We start from the raw sequence: 20219 nt of genomic DNA, 5'->3' as shown, positions 1-20219 counted from the left end.
GGAGAGAACTTCCGCATGTACGAGTTTGGACGCAGCAAGGGCGTCAACCGCGCCTACAGCTTCGACGACGTCGCCATCGCCCCTGCCCGCCGCACCCGAAGCGAGTCCGAGGTGGACCTGTCGTGGCGCATCGACGCCGTGACCTTCGACGCGCCCATCGTGGCGGCGCCGATGGACTCGGTGATGTCCCCTGCCACCGCCATCCGGATGGGGCAGCTGGGCGGCCTCGGCGTCCTCAACCTCGAGGGACTGTGGACCCGCTACGAGGACCCCACCAGCCAGTACGAGCAGCTGACCGCCACCATGGACCAGGTCACCGCCACCCGTCGCATGCAGCAGATCTACTCGGAGCCGATCAAGCCCGAGCTGATCGAGCAGCGCCTGACGGAGATCCGCGAGGCCGGCGTGCCCGTGGCCGGTGCGCTCTCTCCCGCACGGACGCAGCAGTTCGCGGAGGTCATCGAGCGCTCCCCGATGGACTTCTTCGTCATCCGCGGCACCACCGTCTCCGCCGAGCACGTCGACGGCGGCGAGGACTCGCTGAACCTCAAGGACTTCATCTACCGCCTCGACACCCCCGTGCTGGTCGGCGGCTGCGCCACCTACCGGATGGGCCTGCACCTGATGCGTGCCGGTGCCGCCGGCGTGCTCGTCGGTTTCGGCGGCGGGGCCACCCACACCACCCGCTCGGTGCTCGGCATCGAGGTGCCGATGGCCTCGGCCGTCGCGGACCTCGCCGAGGCCCGTCGTGACTACCTCGAGGAGTCCGGGGGCCGCTACGTCCACCTCATCGCCGACGGCGCCGTCGGGCGTTCCGGTGACATCGCCAAGGCCATCGCGTGCGGGGCCGACGCCGTCATGGTTGGCTCCCCGCTGGCGCGCGCCACCGAGGCGCCCGGTCGGGGCTGGCACTGGGGTCCCGAGGCCTGGCACGAGAAGTTGCCCCGCGGCGAGCGTGTCTTCTTCGACCAGGTGGGTTCCTTCGAGGAGGTCGTCTCGGGCCCCTCACACGTGCCGGACGGCACCATGAATCTCGTCGGGGGGCTGCGCAAGGCCATGGCCCTCACGGGCTACACCGACGTCAAGTCCTTCCAGCGCATCGACCTGCTCGTCCACTGAGCCATGGACCGGGAAGAGGCGCTCAGGGCGCTGTCCGAGCTGCGCGGGAGCATCGACAACATGGACTCCGCGCTCGTCCACCTGTTGGCGGAGCGGTTCAAGGTGACGCAGCGCGTCGGTCGGCTGAAGGCCGCCGCCGGACTGCCGCCGGCTGATCCGGAGCGGGAGGCTGCGCAGATCCGTCGGCTGCGGGCGTTGGCGATCGATGCCGAGCTGGATCCCGAACTCGCGGAGAAGTTCCAGAACTTCATCGTCGCCGAGGTGGTCCGCCACCACGAGCAGATCGCCAAGGAACGCCGGGACTGAGACCCGACGAGGAGAGCCCGGTCCGATTCGGACCGGGCTCTCCTCGCATCTTGCTCAGGCTATGACGTCGCCGTCGTGCAGCTGGCTCGGGATGCCGATGACGACCGCTTCTGCCGCCACGTCCTTGACGACCAGGGCGTTGGCGCCGATCTTCGCGTCGTCGCCGACGTGGATGTTGCCGATGATCTTCGCGCCTGCGCCGAGCAGTACCCGGTCCCCGATCGTCGGGTGCCGCTTGAACCGGCCGCGGGCCCGGCCACCCAGCGTCACCTGGTGGTACATCAGCACGTCGTCGCCGACGACCGCGGTCTCGCCGATGACAACGCCCATGCCGTGGTCGATGAAGAACCGGCGGCCGATCACGGCACCTGGATGGATCTCGATGCCGGTGAGGGTCCGTGCGATCTGGCTGATGATGCGCGCCACCGGCTGCAGGGCTGTCGAGCGGCTCCACAGCGCGTGCGCGATGCGGTGGATCCAGACCGCGTGGATGCCCGGGTACGCCACAGCCACCTCGAGCTTGCTCCGCGCTGCCGGGTCCTCGCGCATGGCTGCGTCGAGGTCCTCCGACATCCGGGCGGTGACAAGCTTGAGGCGGCTGATGAACGTCACTGGTCGAGGAGTCCTTCGAAGAGAATGGTGGACAGGTAGCGATCACCGGAGTCGGGCAGGACCACGACGATGTTCTTGCCGGCGTTCTCGGGACGGTTCGCGACCTCTGCGGCCGCGGCCAGGGCTGCCCCGGACGAGATGCCCACGAACAGGCCCTCCTCCTTCGCGGAACGACGTGAGAAGTCTAGCGCCTGGTCGATGTTGCGCGGCAGCACCTCGTCGATGACCGAACGGTCGAGGATCTCGGGGATGAAGTTGGCGCCGAGGCCCTGGATCTTGTGGGGGCCCGCCGGGTTGCCGGACAGGATCGCCGACTCCTCGGGCTCGACCGCCACGATCTTCACCTCGGGCTTGCGCTCCTTGAGGACCTGGCCGACCCCGGAGATGGTGCCCCCCGTGCCGATGCCGACGACGACGATGTCGACGTTGCCGTCGGTGTCGTTCCAGATCTCCTCGGCCGTGGTGCGGCGGTGGATGTCGACGTTGGCCGGGTTGGCGAACTGGCTGGCGACGATGCCGCCGCGCTCCTCGGCGACCTCGGCGGCCTTCTCCACGGCTCCCTTCATGCCCAGCGGGCCGGGGGTGAGGATGAGCTCGGCGCCGAATGCGCGCAGCACCGCGCGGCGCTCCTTGGACATGGTCTCGGGCATCACCAGGACGACGTTGTAGCCCTTGGCCGCGCCAACCATCGCGAGCGCGATGCCGGTGTTGCCGCTGGTGCCTTCGACGATGGTGCCGCCGGGCTGCAGTGCGCCGGCCTTCTCCGCCGCCTCCACGATGGCCACGCCGATGCGGTCCTTCACGGAGCTTGCAGGGTTGTAGAACTCCAACTTCGCGACGACGTTCGCGTTGTCGCCTGCGAGGTGGTTGATCTTTACGAGGGGAGTGCGGCCGATGAGGGCCGTTGCATCGGAGTAGATGGTCATGTCCGAAGAACATAGGGGGTGCGGGGATTATTCCGAGATTCTCTTCCAGTGGCCATGATTTTCTGGGCCCAGTCCCGAAGCCCTAGAATCGCTGGCATGATCTCCCACCATGACCTGGTCCTCGTAGTCGACTACGGTGCCCAGTACGCGCAGCTCATCGCGCGCCGCGTCCGTGAGGCATCCGTCTACTCCGAGATCGTGGACTCCGGCACGTCCACGGAGGAGATCTTGGCGCGCAAGCCGTCGGCGATCATCCTCTCGGGCGGACCCTCGTCGGTCTACGCCGAGGGAGCCCCGCAGCTCGATCCGGAGCTGCTCCGCGCCGGGGTTCCGGTCCTGGGCATCTGCTACGGCTTCCAGTCCATGGCCAAGGCACTCGGCGGCACCGTCGCCAAGACCGGGCAGCGCGAGTACGGGCGCACCTCCCTGTCCATCCAGGACAGTGGCTGCCTGCTGGCGAGCCTCCCGAACACGCTCAACGTCTGGATGAGCCATGGCGACTCCGTCTCCCGCGCACCCGAGGGATTCGACGTCCTGGCCCGCACCGCCGGGGCCCCGGTGGCCGCGTTCGAGGACCGGGAGCGCAAGCTCGCCGGCGTGCAGTGGCACCCGGAGGTCATCCACTCGCAGTGGGGCCAGCAGGTGCTCGAGCGCTTCCTGTTCGACCTGGCCGGTCTGACCCCCGACTGGACCTCGGCCAACATCGTCGCGGAGTCGATCGAGCAGATCCGCGAGACCGTCGGTGACCGCCGCGTCCTGTGCGCGCTCTCGGGCGGCGTGGACTCCGCCGTCGCCGCCGCACTCGTGCAGGAGGCCATCGGCTCCCAGCTCACGTGCGTGTTCGTCGACCACGGGCTCCTCCGCGAGGGCGAGGCGGAGCAGGTCAAGGAGGACTTCGTGCGCGTCACCGGGGTCGACCTGGTCGTGGCCGACGAGAAGGAGCGCTTCCTCGGGGCCCTCTCCGGGGTGACCGACCCGGAGGAGAAGCGCAAGATCATCGGCCGCGAGTTCATCCGCACGTTCGAGGCCACCGCTGCCCAGCTGGCGGGGGAGAGGGGCATCGACTTCCTCGTCCAGGGCACCCTCTACCCTGACGTCGTCGAGTCCGGAGGCGGTTCCGGCGCCGCCAACATCAAGAGCCACCACAACGTCGGCGGTCTGCCCGACGACCTGCAGTTCACCCTCATCGAGCCGCTGCGCACGATGTTCAAGGACGAGGTGCGCGCGGTCGGCGCCCAGCTGGGCCTGCCAGAAGCCATGGTGTGGCGCCACCCGTTCCCCGGCCCCGGGCTCGGCATCCGCATCATCGGCGAGGTCACCGCCGAACGGCTGGATATCCTGCGCCAGGCCGACGCCATCGCGCGCCACGAGCTGACCGCGGCGCGCCTGGACCGCGAGATCTGGCAGTTCCCGGTCGTGCTGCTGGCCGACGTCCGCTCCGTCGGCGTCCAGGGCGACGGGCGCACCTACGGCCACCCGATCGTGCTGCGTCCCGTCGTCTCCGACGACGCCATGACCGCGGACTGGGCGAAGCTGCCCTACGAGGTCCTGGAGAAGATCTCGACCCGGATCACGAACGAGTGCCCAGAGATCAACCGGGTGGTGGTGGACATCACGAGCAAGCCCCCGGGCACCATCGAGTGGGAGTGACCCCACCCGGTCGGTGACCGAGGGCTCTCGGGGGGCGACGGCCGCTCAGATGTCGTAGCCGCTGCCGCCGTTGCCGCCGCGCTTGTTGTCCTTGTACCAGCGCTGCGCCCGGGAGATGCTCTCCTCGGCGACGGTGCCGCCGGCCGGCCGGGGCATGATGAGCCACAGCAGGACGTAGAGGGCGATGCCGCCTCCCCAGAAGACGGAGATCGCTGCGAAGACGATTCGCACGATGGTCACGTCGATTCCCAGCTTCGCGGACAGGCCGGTGGCCACACCCGCGATCCACTTGCCTTCATCAATTCGCTGGAGCTTCATGCTCGAGTCCCTTCTGTCGAGATTCATTGTTCCATCCTTGGTGGTTGGTCGTTTCGGTTCAGTGGCGGTCGTCGCGCCTGGTCAGTGAGACCGCCAGGCCGATGGAGCCGGAGGCCAGCAGCACCAGTGCGAACCACAGGCTGGCCGGCCGGATCAGGGTGTGACCCCAGGCGACGAGCCCACCGAGTACGGCGAAGCCGATCAGGGTGAGGCCCGTGACGAGCGTGGCGACGTCGATGCGCGGTGTCTTGTTCATGACAGGTACTCCACCTCGACGGTGCTCATCACCGCGTTGATGACGAGCGTCGCGCTGCTGCGCGGACGCTCCTCGTCGGCGGTTCTGGAGCTCGGGTGGACGACGTCCACCTGTGACATCTCCGCGTCCTGCGTGAAGCGGATGGGCTCGGCGGGCAGGACGACCCGCACGCTGGACAGGTTGGCCTCGACCGTGATGGTGGACGCGTCGTCCAGGTCGAGGTCCGACAGGTCGACCACGCCGGTGTTCGCGATGAACTCGTAGGTGAGATCCTGCGTGCCTGTCTCCACCGCGACCCGCTCGGCGGGTTCCGATCGCTCCGTGACCATCCAGCTCGACGTGGCCCCGACGCCGAGGGCCAGCACGAGCACGACCACGGGCAGTCGGCGGGAGCGCACCAACAGCGCCCAGAAGAGCATCGTCGCCCCGGCCACCCCGGTACCGAGGACGCAGGCCCACAGCCAGGTGGGTGACAGCCCGAACGCGAACGCGGCAGAGGCTGCGCCACCGCTGAGCAGGACCACGAGGACGGCGCCCCACCACGACACGGGCGCCTGCGGGTGAGCGGGTGCCGGGTTGGGACCGGGCGCGGGATCGGGATCGGGTCCGTACAGGTCGACGACGGGCAGCGGGTCGGCCGGGCCGGTGCGGATGCTGGCGTGGGCGGCCAGGCGGGAGCGCCACTCCTCGATGGTGGTGGCGGTCGTCGGCGGCGGCGCCGTCGGTGCTGCTGCGTCGTGCCACGCGGCGGCGGGGTGCTGGCCCGTGCCCGGGTGGGCGGAGCCGGCGCGGATCGCACGCCGGCGCATCAGCAGGAAGACAGCGACCACCACGATGGCCGGGAAGAGTGAGAAGTTGCCCTGCGAGGCGAGGGCGAGGACCACCACGAGGCTACTGGCGCCGATGACGACCACTTGGGTGTTACGGGGCCAGCGCTCGAAGGCCGGGACGAGCCGCCTGATCGGGGCCACCCGACCCTCGCGCGGTGTGAGGAGCGTGGCCCAGGCGTAGAGGACCAGCCCCAGCCCGGCGGCGAACACCAGGGCGACCACCGCGAGCCGAACCAGCAGGACGTCGATCCCGACCCGTGCGGCGACTGCACGGCACAGCCCACTGGTGAAGGTGGTGCCGTTCGGGCGCTGGAGTCCGACCAGGCGATGGTCCAGCGTGCCGAGGTCGACGAGGGAGTTCATGTCCACAAGTCTGGTGCACGGGCGCCGCCGCAACCATCGGGACCGTCCCTGATCCGGACCCTGAACTCTGCCGCCAAAAGCCCTGAACTGCGCCCGGTCCGCTGTCCTTGCACGCGTGTGCGTGCCAGTGTTGGCGGTGACATGGAAACTCAGACCCCTGCCCGCCTGCCTGCGCCACGGACCCCGCTGCTGCGCCGCGACCCCTCGCGCAAGGCCGTCGCGGGCGTCGCCGCCGGACTTGCCGCACACCTGGGCGTCCGCACCGGTTGGGTGCGGGCGGCATTCATCCTGCTGGGCTTCATCGACGGCCTCGGCGTGCTCCTCTACGCACTGATGTGGCTGCTGGTGCCCTCCGGGATGCCGGTGGCGCAGGCTGCCGGGCTGGAGACCGCCACCCGGCGCGGGATGCGCCCCGAGCCCCACCAGCGACAGTCCACCCCCGTCGACGTCGGCGTCATCATGTCGGTCGGGTTCGTCGTCGCAGGCATCCTGTGGCTGCTCGTCAGCGGAGGACTGTTCATCCCCTCGGGCTACTTCTGGCCGCTGCTGCTGGCCGGCATCGGGGTCGTGATCCTGTGGCTGCAGGCGGATCGTTCCAGCAACTCGGGCAGCGCCGTGACCGACGGCAGCATCTGGCGCCGGCTCACCCGTGGGTCCGGGGCCGCCAGCATCGCCCGCCTGATCGGTGGCCTGCTGCTGGTGGGTCTGGGCAGCAGCTGGATACTGGCCTCCCAGATCGGGCTGTCCGAACTGCCCAGCGTGCTGGGCGCCTCGGCCGCCCTCGTCGGTGGCCTGCTGATCGTGGCCGCCCCGTGGCTGTACCGGATGCGGCAGCGGGTCCGGATCGAGGAGCAGAAACGAATGCGCGCCGAGGCCCGCTCCGACATGGCGGCGCACCTGCACGACTCGGTCCTGCAGACCCTCGCGCTCATCCAACGCCAGGCCGACGACTCGGCCACCGTCGCCTCCCTCGCGCGGCGCCAGGAGCGCGAGCTGCGGACCTGGCTCTACGGCGAGCCGACCCGCTCCCAGACCCTGAAGGGGTCGCTGGAGAAGATCCGCGCCGACGCCGAGGAACTCTTCCCCGAGATCACCGTGGAGGTGGTCTGCGTCGGGGACATGGACGTCGACGACGTGACCGAGCCCCTCGTCCACGCCGCCAGGGAGGCCGTCACGAACGCCGGGAAGCACTCGGGCGCCGCGCGCATCGACGTGTACGCGGAGGTGGAGCCGGACCGCGTGGAGGTCTTCGTCCGCGACCGTGGCAAGGGTTTCGATCCGGCAACCATTGGCTCGGACCGGCAGGGCGTGAAAGAATCGATCCGTGCCCGCATGGAACGCAGCGGGGGCAGAGCCCGGATCCGCACGGCCCCGGGCGAGGGCACCGAGGTCAAGCTGGAGATGATTCGATGAGCCAGGAGCCACCGGAGGCGACGGAGAGCCCCGTCGTCCCACTCAGCGAGCTACGGGTGGTCCTCGTCGACGACCACGCCATGTTCCGGGCAGGTGTCCGCCACGAGATCGGCGGGCTGTGCCGGATCGTCGGCGAGGGCGAGGACGTCGCCACCGCGGTCAAGGCCATCGTGGACACCGTCCCGGACGTGGTGCTGCTGGACGTGCACCTGCCGGGAGGGGGCGGGGCAGAGGTGATCAAGCAGGTCTCGAAGGTCGTCCCCGACGTCAAGTTCCTCGCGCTGTCAGTCTCCGACGCCGCCGAGGACGTCATCGGAGTCATCCGTGCGGGTGCCCGTGGCTACGTCACGAAGTCCATCTCCTCCGATGAACTGGTCGAGGGCATGCAGCGCGTCGCCTCCGGGGACGCGGTGTTCTCGCCGCGACTGGCCGGGTTCGTCCTGGACGCCTTCTCCGGCGCCGTGGACATCTCCTCCATCGACGAGGAACTGGACCGCTTGAGCGCCCGCGAGCGCGAGGTGCTGAAGCTGATCGCGCGCGGCTACTCCTACAAGGAGGTTGCCCGCGAGCTGTTCATCTCGATCAAGACTGTGGAGACTCACGTCTCCAGCGTGCTGCGCAAGCTGCAACTCAGCAACCGCCACCAGCTCACGAAGTGGGCGACTGACCGCCACCTGGTCTGATGATGAAGGAGGGGGCCCGCGGATCGCGGGCCCCCTCCTTCATGTTCGGTTGTTGCGGCTCGGTCAGACAGCCTTGCGCTTGGTGACCCATCCGTAGATGGCCAGGACAACCAGCGCACCGATGACCGCGGTGATGATGCCTCCGAAGGAGAGCTCTGGACGCCCGAAATCGAGTTCACCCTCAAAGATGAGCGAACCGAGGAGGCCGCCCACGAAGGCACCGATGATTCCGAGGATGATGGTGGCCAGCCAGCCACCACCTTGCTTGCCGGGCATGATCGCCTTGGCGATTGCGCCGGCAATGAGTCCAACGATGATCCAGATAATCAGTGTCCACAACATGTATCCAGCATGCACCCCCGGGGGGTCAAGCGCCGGGAAACGGGCATTTCAGGCGTGTCGCAGCTGGTTTCCCGGTTGGTGCTCCGTTGCGCGCAGCCGATAGCCTCTGGACATGGAGATCCTGTCGAACGTGTTCGTCCTGTTGCATTTCATCGGCTTCGCAGCCCTCTTCGGGGGAGCATTCACCCAGCTGAAGGGCCCCAACCGCAAGATCAACGCGGCCATGTTCCATGGCGCGCTCACCCAGGTCGTCACCGGCCTCATCCTCGTCGGCTTCGCGGAGATGGGCGACGGCGACGTCAACCACATGAAGATCGGGATCAAGAGCCTCGTGCTCGTCGTCATCCTCGTCCTCGTGCTGATGAACCGCAAGAAGGACAAGGTCTCGGACGGCGTCTTCTGGGGCGTGTTCGCCCTCACCCTGCTGAACGCGGGCATCGCCGTCTTCTGGTGATCAGAAGAGCGGGCGGAGCGGACTCAGCAGCTGCTCCGTCAGCTTCTTGCCCAGCGACCGCTGCCGCCACCCCTCGAGGGTGATCTCGACGGTGTTGGACTCGTCCACGAGGAACACGTGTTCCATGTGGGCGGCCACGTCGCCGTCGATCACCTCAAGGTTCACCTCGTAGTTGCCCAGCAGGCTCAACCTGTCCAGGTTCGCGGTGCCGATGGTCGCCCACGAGCCGTCGATGGTGGCGGTCTTCGAGTGCACCATCGCCCCTTGGTAGAGGAACAGCCGGATCCCGGACGAGAGCAACTCCGTGTAGAAGCCCCGCGAGAGCCAGTCGGCCACGACGTGGTTGGACTTCGCGGGCACGATGATCCGCACGTCCACGCCACGCTTCACCGCCTGGCGCAGCGCCGTGACCAGGTCGTCGTCGGGGATCAGGTAGGCATGGGTGAGCCAGATCCGGTCCTGGGCCCTGTCGATGGCCTCCAGGTACATGTTGCGGATCGGGTAGACGGAGATCCGGGGCGTGTTGCGGTGCAGGACCAGCGGCGTCTGCCAGCTGCGCACCATGTCATTGGCCAGTTCGGGCTGCTTGCCACGGCGGTTGTGGTCGTTCCAGAAGTCGACGAACGCGTTCTCCAGCTCGGCGACGTCGGGACCGACGACGCGGGCGTGGGTGTCGCGCCACCCCGTCGCGTAGAGCTTGCCGATGTTGTAGCCGCCGATGAAGCCCACCCTTCGGTCCACGACGAGGAGCTTGCGGTGGTCGCGGCCCCACTGCTTCGGGCTCCAGGGCCGCGGGAAGGCCGGATGGCGCAGGACACGGATGTTGGGCGGCAGGCGGTAGAAGGCGCGGGGCACGACGAGGTTCGCGAACTCGTCCCAGATCACGTTGACCTGCACGCCGCGGTCGGCCGCGTTCACGAGCGCCTGCTTGAACTCCAGGCCGGTGGAGTCGCCCTTCCAGATGTAGGTCTCGAAGTGGATCACCGTCTCGGCCTCGTTGATGGCCTGCAGCATGTCCCGGTAGAGGTCCTCGCCGTAGGTGTAGACCGTGACCTCGTTGTCGGCAACCGGGATCGGTTGAGGCGCGGTGTGGGGGAACCTGCGCAGCTTGCGGTACTTCTTCCGCAGCGACTCGTAGGCCGTGAGCCCGACCATCGCGGAGAACTGAGCCAGGAACAGGGAGACGGCCACCCAGGGCAGCACCCTTCGCAGTGTTGTCAGTGCCCGTCTCATGGGCGTCAGCTTAGTGGAGGGCGAGGTAGGCTGGGCGGTCGACATGAGTGACTCCCTTTTCCCCGACCTCTTCGCCGTCTTCCAGCCCGACGCCCCCGCCAACCCAAGGGCCGAGGCGCCTGCGCAGGACCGCGCCGCCGCCCCCAGGGGCAGGCACATCGACGAGGACGAACTGCTCGCCGGCCTGAACCCTCCGCAGCGGCAGGCGGTCCTGCACGCGGGCTCCCCGGTCCTGGTGGTGGCCGGTGCCGGGTCCGGCAAGACCAGGGTGCTCACCCGCCGCATCGCCCACCTCGTGAGCCAGCGCAACGTCCACCCGGGCTCCATCCTGGCCATCACGTTCACGAACAAGGCCGCGGCCGAGATGCGGCACCGCGTGATGGACCTCGTCGGCAACCGGGCCAAGCTGATGTGGGTCTCGACCTTCCACTCCGCCTGCGTGCGGATCCTGCGCACCGACATCGACCGCTTCGGCATCTCCAAGAGCTTCTCGATCTACGACGACACCGACGCCAAGCGCCTGATGTCGCTGGTGTGCCGCGATCTCGAGTTGGACCCGAAGCAGTACCCCGTGCGCAGCCTCATGAACGCGGTCAGCAACCACAAGAACGAGCTCGTGGACTTCGAGACCGCGCTCGAGCAGGCGGCCGGTCCCAAGGCGCGCAAGCAGGCCGAGGCCTACCGCGAGTACCAGACCCGCCTGGCCGCCGCGAACGCCCTGGACTTCGACGACCTGATCCAGACCACCGTGAACCTGTTCAAGGCGTTCCCGGACGTGCGTGAGAAGTACCGGCGCCGATTCCGCCATGTCCTGGTCGACGAGTACCAGGACACCAACCACGCCCAGTACGAACTGGTGCGCCAGCTGTGCGGCGAGGAGACCCAGAGCTCGGTCGAGGGCACCCCGGTGGTCGAGCCTGCCGAGCTGATGGTGGTGGGCGACTCCGACCAGTCGATCTACGCCTTCCGTGGTGCCACCATCCGCAACATCCTCGACTTCGAGGAGGACTTCCCAGGGGCGACGACGGTGGTGCTCGACCAGAACTACCGGTCCTGCCAGAACGTGCTCACCGCCGCCAACGCGGTCATCTCCCGCAACCAGGGCAGGCGCGAGAAGCACCTGTGGTCCGAACTGGGGGAGGGCGAGCTCATCGTCGGCTACGTCGCCGACACCGAGCACGACGAGGCCCAGTTCGTCGCCACCGAGATCGACAGGCTCTCGGACGCCGGTGACTCCCGGTACGGGGACACGGCAGTGTTCTACCGCACCAACTCCCAGTCGCGCGCGCTGGAGGAGGTCTTCATCCGGGTCGGCCTCCCGTACAAGGTGGTCGGCGGCGTGCGGTTCTACGAGCGCCGGGAGATCCGGGACGCCATCGCGTACCTGCGCGCCATCGTGAACCCGGCCGACGACGTGTCGGTTCGGCGCATCCTGAACGTCCCCAAGCGGGGCATCGGGGACCGGGCGGAGGCCGCCATCTCCGCCCTCGCCACCGCCGAGCAGCTGACGTTCTTCGACGCGCTGCAGCGATCCGACGAGGCCCCCTCCCTGGCCACCCGCTCCGCAAAGCAGATCCAGGGTTTCGTGGACGTGATGAACATCCACCGGGCCAAGGTCGCCGCCGGGGTGCCGGCGGACGAGATCCTCACGTCCATCCTGATGGACTCCGGCTACGTGCCGGAGCTGCGTGCCTCCACCGACCCACAGGACGAGACGCGGCTGGAGAACCTCGACGAGCTGGTCAGCGTGGCCGCGGAGTTCGTGGCCTCTGCCAACACCGTCGACCTCGACGAGGCCGAGACGTCCTCCCTGGTGGCAGGGATGCCAGAGCCCGACGACTCGCTCGCAGCCTTCCTGGAGCGGATCGCGCTGGTGGCGGACTCCGACCAGGTGCCCGACGCCGACGACGAGAAGGGCGTGGTCACGCTGATGACGCTCCACACGGCCAAGGGACTCGAGTTCGACACCGTCTTCCTGACCGGGATGGAGGAGGGGATCTTCCCGCACCAGCGGGCCTTCTCCGACAACGACGAACTGGAGGAGGAGCGGCGGTTGGCCTACGTCGGCATCACCCGTGCCCGCAAGCGGCTCTACCTGTCGCGCTCAGCCGTGCGCACGGTATTCGGGTCTCCGCAGTACGCGCCGGAGTCCCGCTTCATCAAGGAGATCCCCGCCCACGTGTTGGACTGGCAGCGCACCGGCGACGCCATCACCAACTGGGCCGCGTCGTCGGCCACGCGAAACCGCCAGACGACCACCGCGATGCAGAGTTTCGGCTCAGGTTCCGCGCCGGTGAAGAAGGTGGCCGCGGTGGAGGTGGGGGACAAGGTCCTGCACTCGATGTTCGGCATGGGCACCGTGGTCGGCGTCGACGGCTTCGGCGACAGGGCCAAGGCCGACGTCGACTTCGGCTCTGCCGGCAAGAAGCGGCTCAGCCTCGCTCACGCCCCGATGGAGAAGCTCTGACGCGGCGGCGACGCCGCCACTGACGCAAGAACCCCCGGTCGGACAGACCGGGGGTTGCTCAGGTGCGCGGTGTTCTCAGTTGACGCCGAGGCTGCGCAGGAAGCTCATCGGGTTGGAAGCGCTGTACACGTCGCCGGGGGTGACACCGGGCTTGTAGTACTCGAAGTGCAGGTGGGCCCCGAAGGAGCGGCCGGTGTTGCCCACGTAGCCGATCAGCTGGCCGGCGGTCACCGCCTCACCGGGGCGGACGACGCGCTTGGACATGTGGGCGTACAGCGTGGCGCCGCCGTTGCTGTGCTGGATCACGACATTGATCCCGGCCCATCCGCCCGAAGTGGGGGAGAGCACGATGCCGGAGGCGGCCGCGTAGATGGGGGTGCCGACCGGGGCCGGGAAGTCCTGGCCCGTGTGGTAGCGCGACCACGAGCCGCGCTGGCCGAAGCTGGCACCCATGCGGAAGCCGTTCGACTTGACCGGCATCGAGGCGCCGCCGGAGGTGGCTGCGGCGAGGTCGTCGTTGGAGATGACGTGGTCCGGGTCCAGGCCGACGGCGGCCTTGCGGGCCTCCTCGAGGCGGCGCTGGGCCTCCTCGGCCTCCTTCTTCAGCTTGTCCGCCTGGGCGGCGACGAGTTCCATGTCCGCGTCCATTTCCGCGTCGCGCTGCTGGCGCGCCGACTCGGTCATGACCTCCTGGGCCCCCTCGATGGAGCTCTCGAGGATCTCCTCGCGGGTCTTGGCGGCCTCGCCCGCGACGGCGCCGGTCAGTCCGGAGCGGACGGCGTTGCGGGAGGCATCCTGGGTGCGGTCCGCGAAACCCTGGGCCGCGGCTGCGGCGGCGGCCTCGGGGATGGCGACCTCGACCGAGAGCTCCTCGGAGGAGAAGTCCTCGGAGGCACCGCGCTGGGAGAAGGCGAATCCGAACAGTGAGCCTGCGGCGAGCACGCCTGCGAGGGTGGCACCGACGACTCCGCGGCCGAGGCGGGACACCCGGCGGCGTCGTGCCGCCCTGGGGGCATCCTCGAGCACGACCTCTACGTCAGTGTCGGTTTCGGGGGTGGAGCTGATGGGGTCGACCGCTGCAGCCCGGCGAGGGTTTCGGGTGGTCTTCCTCATGTTCAAAGCGTCTCCAGGTCACTGTTGTGGGGTACGTCCGGAGAAACCTTAGCAATTCTCAGGATTTTCTCAAACTCGTGTCCGGATTGCGGAGGACGTCTTCGCCGACGGTCGACCGTTGGGCCCAGGGAGGTGGCGAGCGCTAGTGTGTCCAGGGTAGTAGAAACAGCAACGCGTTCGCACGGATTGGAGTCAAGGTGGATCTCCTCGAGTTCCAGGCCAGGGACCTCTTCGAGTCATTCGGAGTACCTGTCCTGCCAGGCCTCGTGGCAAGCACGCCACGGGAAGCACGAGAAGCCTACGAGAGGCTGGGGACCCAGGTCGCCGTCGTCAAGGCACAGGTCCGTGTCGGTGGGCGCGGCAAGGCAGGCGGGGTCAAGCTGGCCCGCAGCGCCGACGAGGTGGAGCAGGTGGCCTCCGAGATCCTCGGGCTGGACATCAAGGGCCACGTCGTCGAGCAGGTCATGCTCAGCCCCGGCGCCGACATCGCCGAGGAGTACTACTTCTCGATCCTCCTGGACCGGGCCAACGGCTCCTACCTCGCCATGTGCAGCACCGAGGGTGGCATGGACATCGAGCAGTTGGCCGTTGAACGCCCCGAGGCACTCGTGAAGCTGCCGCTGCACCCCGTGGAGGGGGTCACCGCCGAGGTGGCCGCGGAGATCGTGGAGAAGTCGGGCTTCCCGGAGGGCGACCGCGCCGCCGTCGGTGCCGTACTGGAGAAGCTGTGGGTGGCGTTCCGCAACTCCGACGCCACGCTCGTCGAGGTCAACCCCCTCGTCAAGACCGGCTCCGGCCAGGTCCTCGCCCTCGACGGCAAGGTCACCCTGGACGCGAACGCATCGTTCCGCCACCCCGGCTGGGATGCCTACGAGGCATCCTCCGGTGACGTGGACCTGGAGCGCCAGGCCAAGGAGCTCGACCTCAACTACGTCAAGCTCGACGGCTCCGTCGGCATCATCGGCAACGGCGCCGGACTCGTCATGAGCACGCTGGACGTCGTCGCCGGCGCAGGCAAGGACCTGCCCGGTTCGCCGAGGCCCGCGAACTTCCTCGACATCGGCGGTGGCGCCTCATCCACCGTCATGGCCAACGGGCTGCGCATCATCATGAGCGACCCGCAGGTCAAGTCGGTGTTCGTGAACGTCTTCGGCGGTATCACCGCCTGCAACGACGTCGCACACGGCATCGTGACCGCCCTCGAGGTGCTCGGCGACGAGGCCAAGCTGCCGATCGTCGTCCGTCTGGACGGCAACGCCGTCGAGGTGGGCAAGGCCATCCTCGAGGAGGCCAACCACCCGTTGATCACGGTCGAGTCGACGATGGACGGCGCCGCCAGCGCCGCCGCCAAGCTCGCGAGCGAGAGGAACTGACACCATGGCAATCTTCATCAACGAGTCCTCCCGTGTGATCGTCCAGGGCATGACCGGCCGTGAGGGCCGCAAGCACACCCAGCGCATGATCATGTCCGGAACCCGCGTCGTCGGTGGCGTCACCCCCGGCAAGGGCGGCGAGTCCGTCCTGTTCGAGGAGGATCCGGTGCCCGTGTTCGGGTCCGTGTCCGAGGCCATCGAGGCCACGCAGGCCAACGTCTCGGTCGTCTTCGTGCCGCCGAAGTTCGCCAAGGCCGCCGTGCTCGAGGCGGTGGAGGCCGGCATCGAGCTGTGCGTGGTGATCACCGAGGGCATCCCCGTTCGTGACTCGCTGGAGTTCCACCAGGCCGCCAAGAGCAGCAGGACCCGCGTCGTCGGCCCGAACTGCCCCGGCCTGATCTCGCCCGGGAAGTCCAACGTCGGCATCATCCCCGCCCACATCGCGGGCGCCGGCCGCATCGGCCTGGTCTCGAAGTCCGGCACGCTGACCTACCAGATGATGTTCGAACTGCGTGACCACGGCTTCTCGACCGCCGTCGGGATCGGTGGCGACCCGGTCATCGGCACCTCCCACATCGACTGCCTGCAGGCCTTCGAGGAGGACCCGGAGACCGACGTCATCGTCATGATCGGCGAGATCGGTGGCGACGCCGAGGAGCGGGCCGCGGCCTACATCAAGGAGAACATCACGAAGCCGGTAATCGGCTACGTGGCGGGCTTCACCGCGCCCACGGGCAAGACGATGGGCCACGCCGGTGCCATCATCACGGGCAGCCAAGGCACCGCGGCCGCGAAGAAGGAGGCCCTGGAGGCCGCCGGCGTTCGCGTCGGCGAGACCCCGAGCCAGGCCGCGGAACTGGCCCGCGGCGTCATCGCGGAACTGCGCCACAAGCAGTCCGCCTGAACGAGCGCTGAACCAGACCGCTGGGCGGTCGGTCCCCGGACCGGCCGCCCAGCGGTTTTCCGTTCCTGTGCCCGTCAGCCCTGGGTGAGGCGTTCGCCGACCCGGCGGACGACTCCGGCGAACTGTTCGTCGCTGAACCTGAAGTCCTCGGTGACGGTGGTCAGCAGGTAGGCGACCTTCTGGCCGGTGACCACCACGGAGAGCTGGTAGAGCACGGAGGTGTCGTCGGAGGTGGCCTGCTGGACCAGGAAGGACCTGGCCGAGAGCGCGGCGTTGTCGGCCCCCACGCCGGAGATCCCCGGCAGCTCCGTGACCGTCGCGGTCAGGACGCGGTCCTTGCAGGTGGCGATGTTGTTGCCGAGCTTAGTGACGAACGCCCCGGCGGCCTCAGGGGTCTCGAACTCGAAGACCATCTCGTCCATGCCGAAGCCGGCGGGTGCCGCTGCGTCCTGCGTGAGGAGGTAGGTCCGCTGCAGGCGGGCCGTCGGTCCGGGCTCGGTGGCCAGCGGGAGGTTCTCGCAGTTCATGCCCTGGCTGGTCAGCTCGCCGGGCTCGCTGGCGGTCCACGCACCGGTGCCGGGCGTGATGCGCGGCAGGTCCGCGGTGATCAACCAGCCCTCCGGCGGCGAAGGCGGCGGGACGGTCTCCCCGAAGGAGGCAGTGCTCGGGCAGGCGCCATCGGTGCGCTCACACATTTCCGCGATCGACCGTTCCACTCCGGCGCTCACCTGTTGGGCTGGAACCGGGCTTCCGTCTCGGGTCACGTCGACGATCGTCAGCGCGCGTCCGTTGCGCAGCAGCAGCACGGTGTGGAACTGGGTGGGGTCGTTCTCGTAGGCGATCGTGAGCTGCTGGGCCTCGTCTGCCAGGCCGTGCACGGCCAGGGAGCCGATGATGCGCGCGGGCACCTCATCGCAGGCGGCCAGGCTGGCCACCCGCTGCGCCTGGACCTGGGTGGCGGCCTCGACGTTGGCGTAGACGTCCACCTGGTGCATCGCGGCCAGCATGTCGTCGTCGGAGGTGCCCAGGGTGCGCTGGAAGGTCTGGGTCGGGTTGACGTCGTCGCGCTCGCTGCTGAGGCAGGCAGCGTTGGCCACGGCCTCGGCCCTGTCCTCGGCGGTGTCGATCTCCACCCACGAGGCGTCGGCGACCACGAGCTCCGCGTCGGCGACCGTCATCAGGTTCTCCACTGAGGCGTCCGGCACCGGGGAGCTCGACTCGGACGGCGACGGCGACTGCGTGGGGACGGTCGGCGTGGGGGACTCGGTCCCGGTGGTGGTGCGCGTGATCAGGTAGGCCCCGAGCACGATCACCAGTGCCGCCACGATGGCACCCACGACCCAGATCAGGATCGTGCGACGGTGGTGCTCGAACCAGCTGCCGGAGCCGCCGTTGCCGCCGGTGCCGCCCGACCCGCCGGGGCCGCCCGGGGTGTGGGTTCCGTCCGGCCCGTCCCCGCCCCCGGTGAGTGCGGCGGGTGCCGGGATCATCTCGTCCTCGGGCGGCGTGATGGAGCTGACGGCGGAGCGTCGCGGCGCCGGCGCAGGATCACCGAAGGCGGCGGGCGTGAGCCCGCTGATGCGGCGCCCCTCGGTGGGTGCGTCCAGGTCCTCGAAGTCGCGCGGCGGCAGCACCGGCTCGGAGACGGGCACCCCGGCGCTGGCGCTGCCGGGACGCGCGAACGGGTTCACGGGGGAGGAGCGGAAGATGGGGGGCGAGTCCTCCGCGTCGACCGCCTCGTGACCGTCGAGGGGCGGCTCGTCCGGCGTGGCGGGGGAGCCGACTTCCGCGGGCGCGCCGCGTCGGGCCGGGCTGACGCCCGGGGCCGGTGTATCGTCGGCCGCGTTCGGTTCCCGGAGGTCCTGCGGTTCGGAGGCGGCGGCCCGCCTCGGGCGATTGCTCCCGCTCTCGGACACGTTGCACCTCCAACTCGTTGCCTGGGACCTACATTCGTTGCAACAGCGTACCCGGTGACCCGGGGGCAGGTCTGATTGGGATTGGGAGATGGGCTCGTGGCAGAACGCACCTCACGGCATCGCACCATTGCGGTCGACGTGGATGAGCCCACGGGCGACGTGCCGGCTCGGGAGCCGAGCTGGCCCTGGTGGCTGGTGGCCGTCGTCGGAGCGGTCGCGGTCGTGGCCGCGGGCTGGTTGCTGATGGCGGGGGCATCGCTGCTGGGCTGGGTGAACTCTCCCGAGGCCGACCTCACCTCCGCACTCGAGCTGGCCACCCAGGTGCTGCTGCTCGCCTTCGGCGCCCCGGTGGTGATCGGGGGCCAACTCGTCACCCTCACGCCGCTCACCCTGACGCTCGTGCTCGTGCTGCTCGGCCAGCCGGTGGCCGCCATGGCGGCGCGCCAGCTCGCGCGGCGCCAGGCCACACCCGACGACACCGGGGCGCTGTGGGTTGACGGCCAGTCCCTGGTGCTCAGGGTCACCGGGGCCTTCGCACTCGTCCAGGCTGGCACGCTGCTGCTCGTCGGGATGGCCGTCGACGGCGGCGCCCACGCCTGGCGCGCCGGTCTCGGCGGCTTGGTGGTGGGCGCGCTGGCGGGCTTCTGGGGAGCCAGCCGCGCCATCGAGCACGACCCCCGCAGGACCTGGCCCGCGTGGCTGCGTGCCGTGCCCGTCGCGATGGGCTCCGCGCTGCTGCTGTGCCTCGCCGGCGGCGCCGCGGTGATCGGCAGCACCCTGTTCCTGCACCAGGACCGGGTGGCGGCCATCCACGACGCGCTGCAGCCCGACCTGGCCGGCACCATCCTGCTGGTGATCGTGCAGCTGCTCTACCTCCCGAACCTGGCCCTGTGGGGGACGGCGTGGGCGCTCGGGGGCGGCATCACCCTCGGCGACGGCTCACTGCTCAACCTGAACGTCACCGACGTCGGCTTCCTGCCCGCGATCCCGGTGCTCGGCGGCATCCCGGAGCCGGGGCTGGCGCCCGAGACCACCTTCGCCTGGCTGCTGGTCGGCGTGGCCGCGGGCGTCCTCGCCGCTGCCCTGGTGGTGGCGCGACGCCCCCGTGCCCGCTTCGACGAGACCGCCGCCGTCGGCGGCCTGTCCGGCGTGGCCGCCGGGTTGCTGGTGGTGCTGCTGTGCTCGGTCTCCTCCGGCGGACTGGGTGAGTCGCGCCTGTCCCACCTGGGACCCGAACTGCTCGACGTACTCGTCGTCGCGCCCAGCGTGCTCGGCCTGTCGGGGCTGCTGGCCGGGCTGGTGCTGGGACTGCTGAGGCGCCCCGCGGCCACTCCTGCGTAGGATTGCCGCCGTGAAGAGAGTCGTCGTGCTGTTGTCCGGGTCGGGAACCCTGTTCCAGGCATTGCTCGACGCCATCGGGGCCGGCGAGGTGGACGCGCAGGTGGTGGCCGTCGTCGCCGACAGGTCGGAGTGCGAGGGCCTCGAGCGAGCCCGCCGCGCTGGCATTCCCGCCTTCGCCCACCCCTTCGCCAAGGGCTCCGACAGGGCCGCCTGGGACGTCGAGCTGCGCGACATCGTGGCCCGCTTCAATCCGGACCTGGTGGCCTCGGCCGGCTTCATGAAGCTGGTGGGGGAGGCCTTCCTGGCCGACTTCGGCGGCCGCACCATCAACACCCACCCCGCGCTCCTGCCCAGCTTCCCCGGCATGCACGGTCCCCGCGACGCGCTGCGGGCCGGTGTGAAGGTCTCGGGCGCCACCGTCTTCGTCGTGGACGAGGGGGTGGACACCGGTAGGATCCTGCTGCAGGAAGCCGTCGACGTCCTGGCCGATGACGACGTCGCGAGCCTCCACGAACGCATCAAGGTGGTGGAGCGCCGACTCTTCGTGCAGGCGGTGCGGGACTGGCCCTCCGGCACCGGGGCAAGCAACTGAATGGAAAG

Annotated in this window: 20 protein-coding genes; 11 read left to right on the top strand and 9 right to left on the bottom strand. The window is 69.2% G+C overall.

Translation table 11 applies throughout. The annotated features are described in order from the left end of the window. Positions 1–15 precede the first annotated feature (15 nt). Both FOJ82_RS02870 and FOJ82_RS02865 read left to right on the top strand, forming a co-directional pair. The gene (locus tag FOJ82_RS02870; RefSeq protein ID WP_143936925.1) at positions 16–1119 is read left to right on the top strand and encodes a GuaB3 family IMP dehydrogenase-related protein; all 1104 of its coding nucleotides are present in this window, start codon (positions 16–18) and stop codon (positions 1117–1119) included. A gap of 3 nt (positions 1120–1122) precedes the next feature. Beyond that, positions 1123–1425 carry a chorismate mutase gene (locus FOJ82_RS02865; protein ID WP_143936924.1) on the top strand — a complete coding sequence of 101 codons (303 nt, stop codon included), beginning with the start codon at positions 1123–1125 and terminating at the stop codon, positions 1423–1425. A gap of 54 nt (positions 1426–1479) precedes the next feature. Here the strand turns inward: FOJ82_RS02865 and cysE are convergent, their stop codons facing one another. Together cysE and cysK are read right to left on the bottom strand one after the other, a co-directional pair. After that, complete coding sequence (gene cysE, locus FOJ82_RS02860) at positions 1480–1998, bottom strand: serine O-acetyltransferase (RefSeq protein WP_143937392.1); 519 nt, start codon at positions 1996–1998, stop codon at positions 1480–1482. Positions 1999–2033: 35 nt separating this feature from the next. After that, on the bottom strand, positions 2034–2963 hold the full coding sequence (gene cysK, locus FOJ82_RS02855; RefSeq protein ID WP_143936923.1) for a cysteine synthase A: 930 nt from the start codon (positions 2961–2963) through the stop codon (positions 2034–2036). A gap of 96 nt (positions 2964–3059) precedes the next feature. On the opposite strand from cysK, the gene guaA reads away from it, so the two are divergent. Next, a complete protein-coding gene (gene guaA / locus FOJ82_RS02850; protein WP_143936922.1) occupies positions 3060–4613 on the top strand; it encodes a glutamine-hydrolyzing GMP synthase in 1554 nt (517 codons plus the stop codon). Positions 4614–4658: 45 nt separating this feature from the next. Here the strand turns inward: guaA and FOJ82_RS02845 are convergent, their stop codons facing one another. From FOJ82_RS02845 to FOJ82_RS02835, 3 genes are read right to left on the bottom strand one after another with little or no spacing between them, the layout of a single operon-like run. Continuing rightward, positions 4659–4958, bottom strand: coding sequence for a PspC domain-containing protein (locus FOJ82_RS02845; protein ID WP_143936921.1), 300 nt, complete (start codon positions 4956–4958; stop codon positions 4659–4661). A gap of 31 nt (positions 4959–4989) precedes the next feature. Continuing rightward, complete coding sequence (locus FOJ82_RS02840; RefSeq protein ID WP_143936920.1) at positions 4990–5187, bottom strand: hypothetical protein; 198 nt, start codon at positions 5185–5187, stop codon at positions 4990–4992. Continuing rightward, positions 5184–6380, bottom strand: coding sequence for a PspC domain-containing protein (locus FOJ82_RS02835; RefSeq protein ID WP_143936919.1), 1197 nt, complete (start codon positions 6378–6380; stop codon positions 5184–5186). The genes FOJ82_RS02840 and FOJ82_RS02835 overlap by 4 nt, the downstream gene beginning before the upstream one ends. Positions 6381–6521: 141 nt before the next feature. Here FOJ82_RS02835 and FOJ82_RS02830 point away from each other — a divergent pair, with 141 nt between their 5' ends. Both FOJ82_RS02830 and FOJ82_RS02825 read left to right on the top strand, forming a co-directional pair. Next, positions 6522–7793, top strand: a complete 1272-nt coding sequence (locus tag FOJ82_RS02830; RefSeq protein WP_185975592.1) for an ATP-binding protein — start codon at positions 6522–6524, stop codon at positions 7791–7793. Beyond that, on the top strand, positions 7790–8476 hold the full coding sequence (locus FOJ82_RS02825; RefSeq protein WP_143936917.1) for a LuxR C-terminal-related transcriptional regulator: 687 nt from the start codon (positions 7790–7792) through the stop codon (positions 8474–8476). The genes FOJ82_RS02830 and FOJ82_RS02825 overlap by 4 nt, the downstream gene beginning before the upstream one ends. Positions 8477–8539: 63 nt before the next feature. Here FOJ82_RS02825 and FOJ82_RS02820 read toward each other — a convergent pair whose 3' ends face one another. After that, positions 8540–8818, bottom strand: coding sequence for a GlsB/YeaQ/YmgE family stress response membrane protein (locus FOJ82_RS02820; RefSeq protein WP_143936916.1), 279 nt, complete (start codon positions 8816–8818; stop codon positions 8540–8542). A gap of 112 nt (positions 8819–8930) precedes the next feature. Here FOJ82_RS02820 and FOJ82_RS02815 point away from each other — a divergent pair, with 112 nt between their 5' ends. Beyond that, entirely contained in the window at positions 8931–9272 is a 342-nt protein-coding gene (locus FOJ82_RS02815) for a hypothetical protein (RefSeq protein ID WP_143936915.1), read from the top strand. Here the strand turns inward: FOJ82_RS02815 and FOJ82_RS02810 are convergent, their stop codons facing one another. Next, on the bottom strand, positions 9273–10514 hold the full coding sequence (locus FOJ82_RS02810; protein WP_425472473.1) for a phospholipase D-like domain-containing protein: 1242 nt from the start codon (positions 10512–10514) through the stop codon (positions 9273–9275). Between the two features lie 34 nt (positions 10515–10548). Here FOJ82_RS02810 and pcrA point away from each other — a divergent pair, with 34 nt between their 5' ends. Beyond that, on the top strand, positions 10549–12972 hold the full coding sequence (gene pcrA, locus FOJ82_RS02805) for a DNA helicase PcrA (RefSeq protein WP_143936913.1): 2424 nt from the start codon (positions 10549–10551) through the stop codon (positions 12970–12972). 75 nt (positions 12973–13047) lie between these two features. On the opposite strand, the gene FOJ82_RS16425 is transcribed toward pcrA, so the two are convergent. Further along, the gene (locus FOJ82_RS16425; protein ID WP_221933001.1) at positions 13048–14085 is read right to left on the bottom strand and encodes a M23 family metallopeptidase; all 1038 of its coding nucleotides are present in this window, start codon (positions 14083–14085) and stop codon (positions 13048–13050) included. A gap of 197 nt (positions 14086–14282) precedes the next feature. Here FOJ82_RS16425 and sucC point away from each other — a divergent pair, with 197 nt between their 5' ends. After that, the gene (gene sucC, locus FOJ82_RS02795; protein ID WP_143936912.1) at positions 14283–15458 is read left to right on the top strand and encodes an ADP-forming succinate--CoA ligase subunit beta; all 1176 of its coding nucleotides are present in this window, start codon (positions 14283–14285) and stop codon (positions 15456–15458) included. Positions 15459–15462: 4 nt separating this feature from the next. Continuing rightward, positions 15463–16362 carry a succinate--CoA ligase subunit alpha gene (gene sucD / locus FOJ82_RS02790; RefSeq protein ID WP_143936911.1) on the top strand — a complete coding sequence of 300 codons (900 nt, stop codon included), beginning with the start codon at positions 15463–15465 and terminating at the stop codon, positions 16360–16362. A gap of 74 nt (positions 16363–16436) precedes the next feature. Here sucD and FOJ82_RS02785 read toward each other — a convergent pair whose 3' ends face one another. Continuing rightward, a complete protein-coding gene (locus FOJ82_RS02785) occupies positions 16437–18278 on the bottom strand; it encodes a hypothetical protein (protein ID WP_185975591.1) in 1842 nt (613 codons plus the stop codon). Positions 18279–18416: 138 nt separating this feature from the next. Here FOJ82_RS02785 and FOJ82_RS02775 point away from each other — a divergent pair, with 138 nt between their 5' ends. Both FOJ82_RS02775 and purN read left to right on the top strand, forming a co-directional pair. Continuing rightward, positions 18417–19619, top strand: a complete 1203-nt coding sequence (locus FOJ82_RS02775; RefSeq protein ID WP_143936908.1) for a cell division protein PerM — start codon at positions 18417–18419, stop codon at positions 19617–19619. Positions 19620–19629: 10 nt separating this feature from the next. Beyond that, on the top strand, positions 19630–20211 hold the full coding sequence (purN, locus tag FOJ82_RS02770; RefSeq protein ID WP_246099717.1) for a phosphoribosylglycinamide formyltransferase: 582 nt from the start codon (positions 19630–19632) through the stop codon (positions 20209–20211). The last annotated feature ends 8 nt before the right edge of the window (positions 20212–20219 follow it).

This window comes from Tessaracoccus rhinocerotis (genome assembly GCF_007197885.1).
In the GTDB taxonomy this organism is placed as follows: domain Bacteria; phylum Actinomycetota; class Actinomycetes; order Propionibacteriales; family Propionibacteriaceae; genus Arachnia; species Arachnia rhinocerotis.
Note: the sequence above shows the minus strand (reverse complement) of the source record. Positions and strands in the feature narration are given on the sequence as shown.

Coding starts and splice junctions, on each gene's coding strand:
- FOJ82_RS02835 (WP_143936919.1), bottom strand. CDS start 6,380: ATGAACTCCCTCGTCGACCTCGGCACGCTGGACCATCGCCTGGTCGGA.
- FOJ82_RS02870 (WP_143936925.1), top strand. CDS start 16: ATGTACGAGTTTGGACGCAGCAAGGGCGTCAACCGCGCCTACAGCTTC.
- FOJ82_RS02820 (WP_143936916.1), bottom strand. CDS start 8,818: ATGTTGTGGACACTGATTATCTGGATCATCGTTGGACTCATTGCCGGC.
- FOJ82_RS16425 (WP_221933001.1), bottom strand. CDS start 14,085: ATGAGGAAGACCACCCGAAACCCTCGCCGGGCTGCAGCGGTCGACCCC.
- cysK (WP_143936923.1), bottom strand. CDS start 2,963: ATGACCATCTACTCCGATGCAACGGCCCTCATCGGCCGCACTCCCCTC.
- FOJ82_RS02815 (WP_143936915.1), top strand. CDS start 8,931: ATGGAGATCCTGTCGAACGTGTTCGTCCTGTTGCATTTCATCGGCTTC.
- FOJ82_RS02865 (WP_143936924.1), top strand. CDS start 1,123: ATGGACCGGGAAGAGGCGCTCAGGGCGCTGTCCGAGCTGCGCGGGAGC.
- pcrA (WP_143936913.1), top strand. CDS start 10,549: ATGAGTGACTCCCTTTTCCCCGACCTCTTCGCCGTCTTCCAGCCCGAC.
- sucD (WP_143936911.1), top strand. CDS start 15,463: ATGGCAATCTTCATCAACGAGTCCTCCCGTGTGATCGTCCAGGGCATG.
- FOJ82_RS02840 (WP_143936920.1), bottom strand. CDS start 5,187: ATGAACAAGACACCGCGCATCGACGTCGCCACGCTCGTCACGGGCCTC.
- FOJ82_RS02830 (WP_185975592.1), top strand. CDS start 6,522: ATGGAAACTCAGACCCCTGCCCGCCTGCCTGCGCCACGGACCCCGCTG.
- FOJ82_RS02845 (WP_143936921.1), bottom strand. CDS start 4,958: ATGAATCTCGACAGAAGGGACTCGAGCATGAAGCTCCAGCGAATTGAT.
- cysE (WP_143937392.1), bottom strand. CDS start 1,998: ATGTCGGAGGACCTCGACGCAGCCATGCGCGAGGACCCGGCAGCGCGG.
- FOJ82_RS02825 (WP_143936917.1), top strand. CDS start 7,790: ATGAGCCAGGAGCCACCGGAGGCGACGGAGAGCCCCGTCGTCCCACTC.
- guaA (WP_143936922.1), top strand. CDS start 3,060: ATGATCTCCCACCATGACCTGGTCCTCGTAGTCGACTACGGTGCCCAG.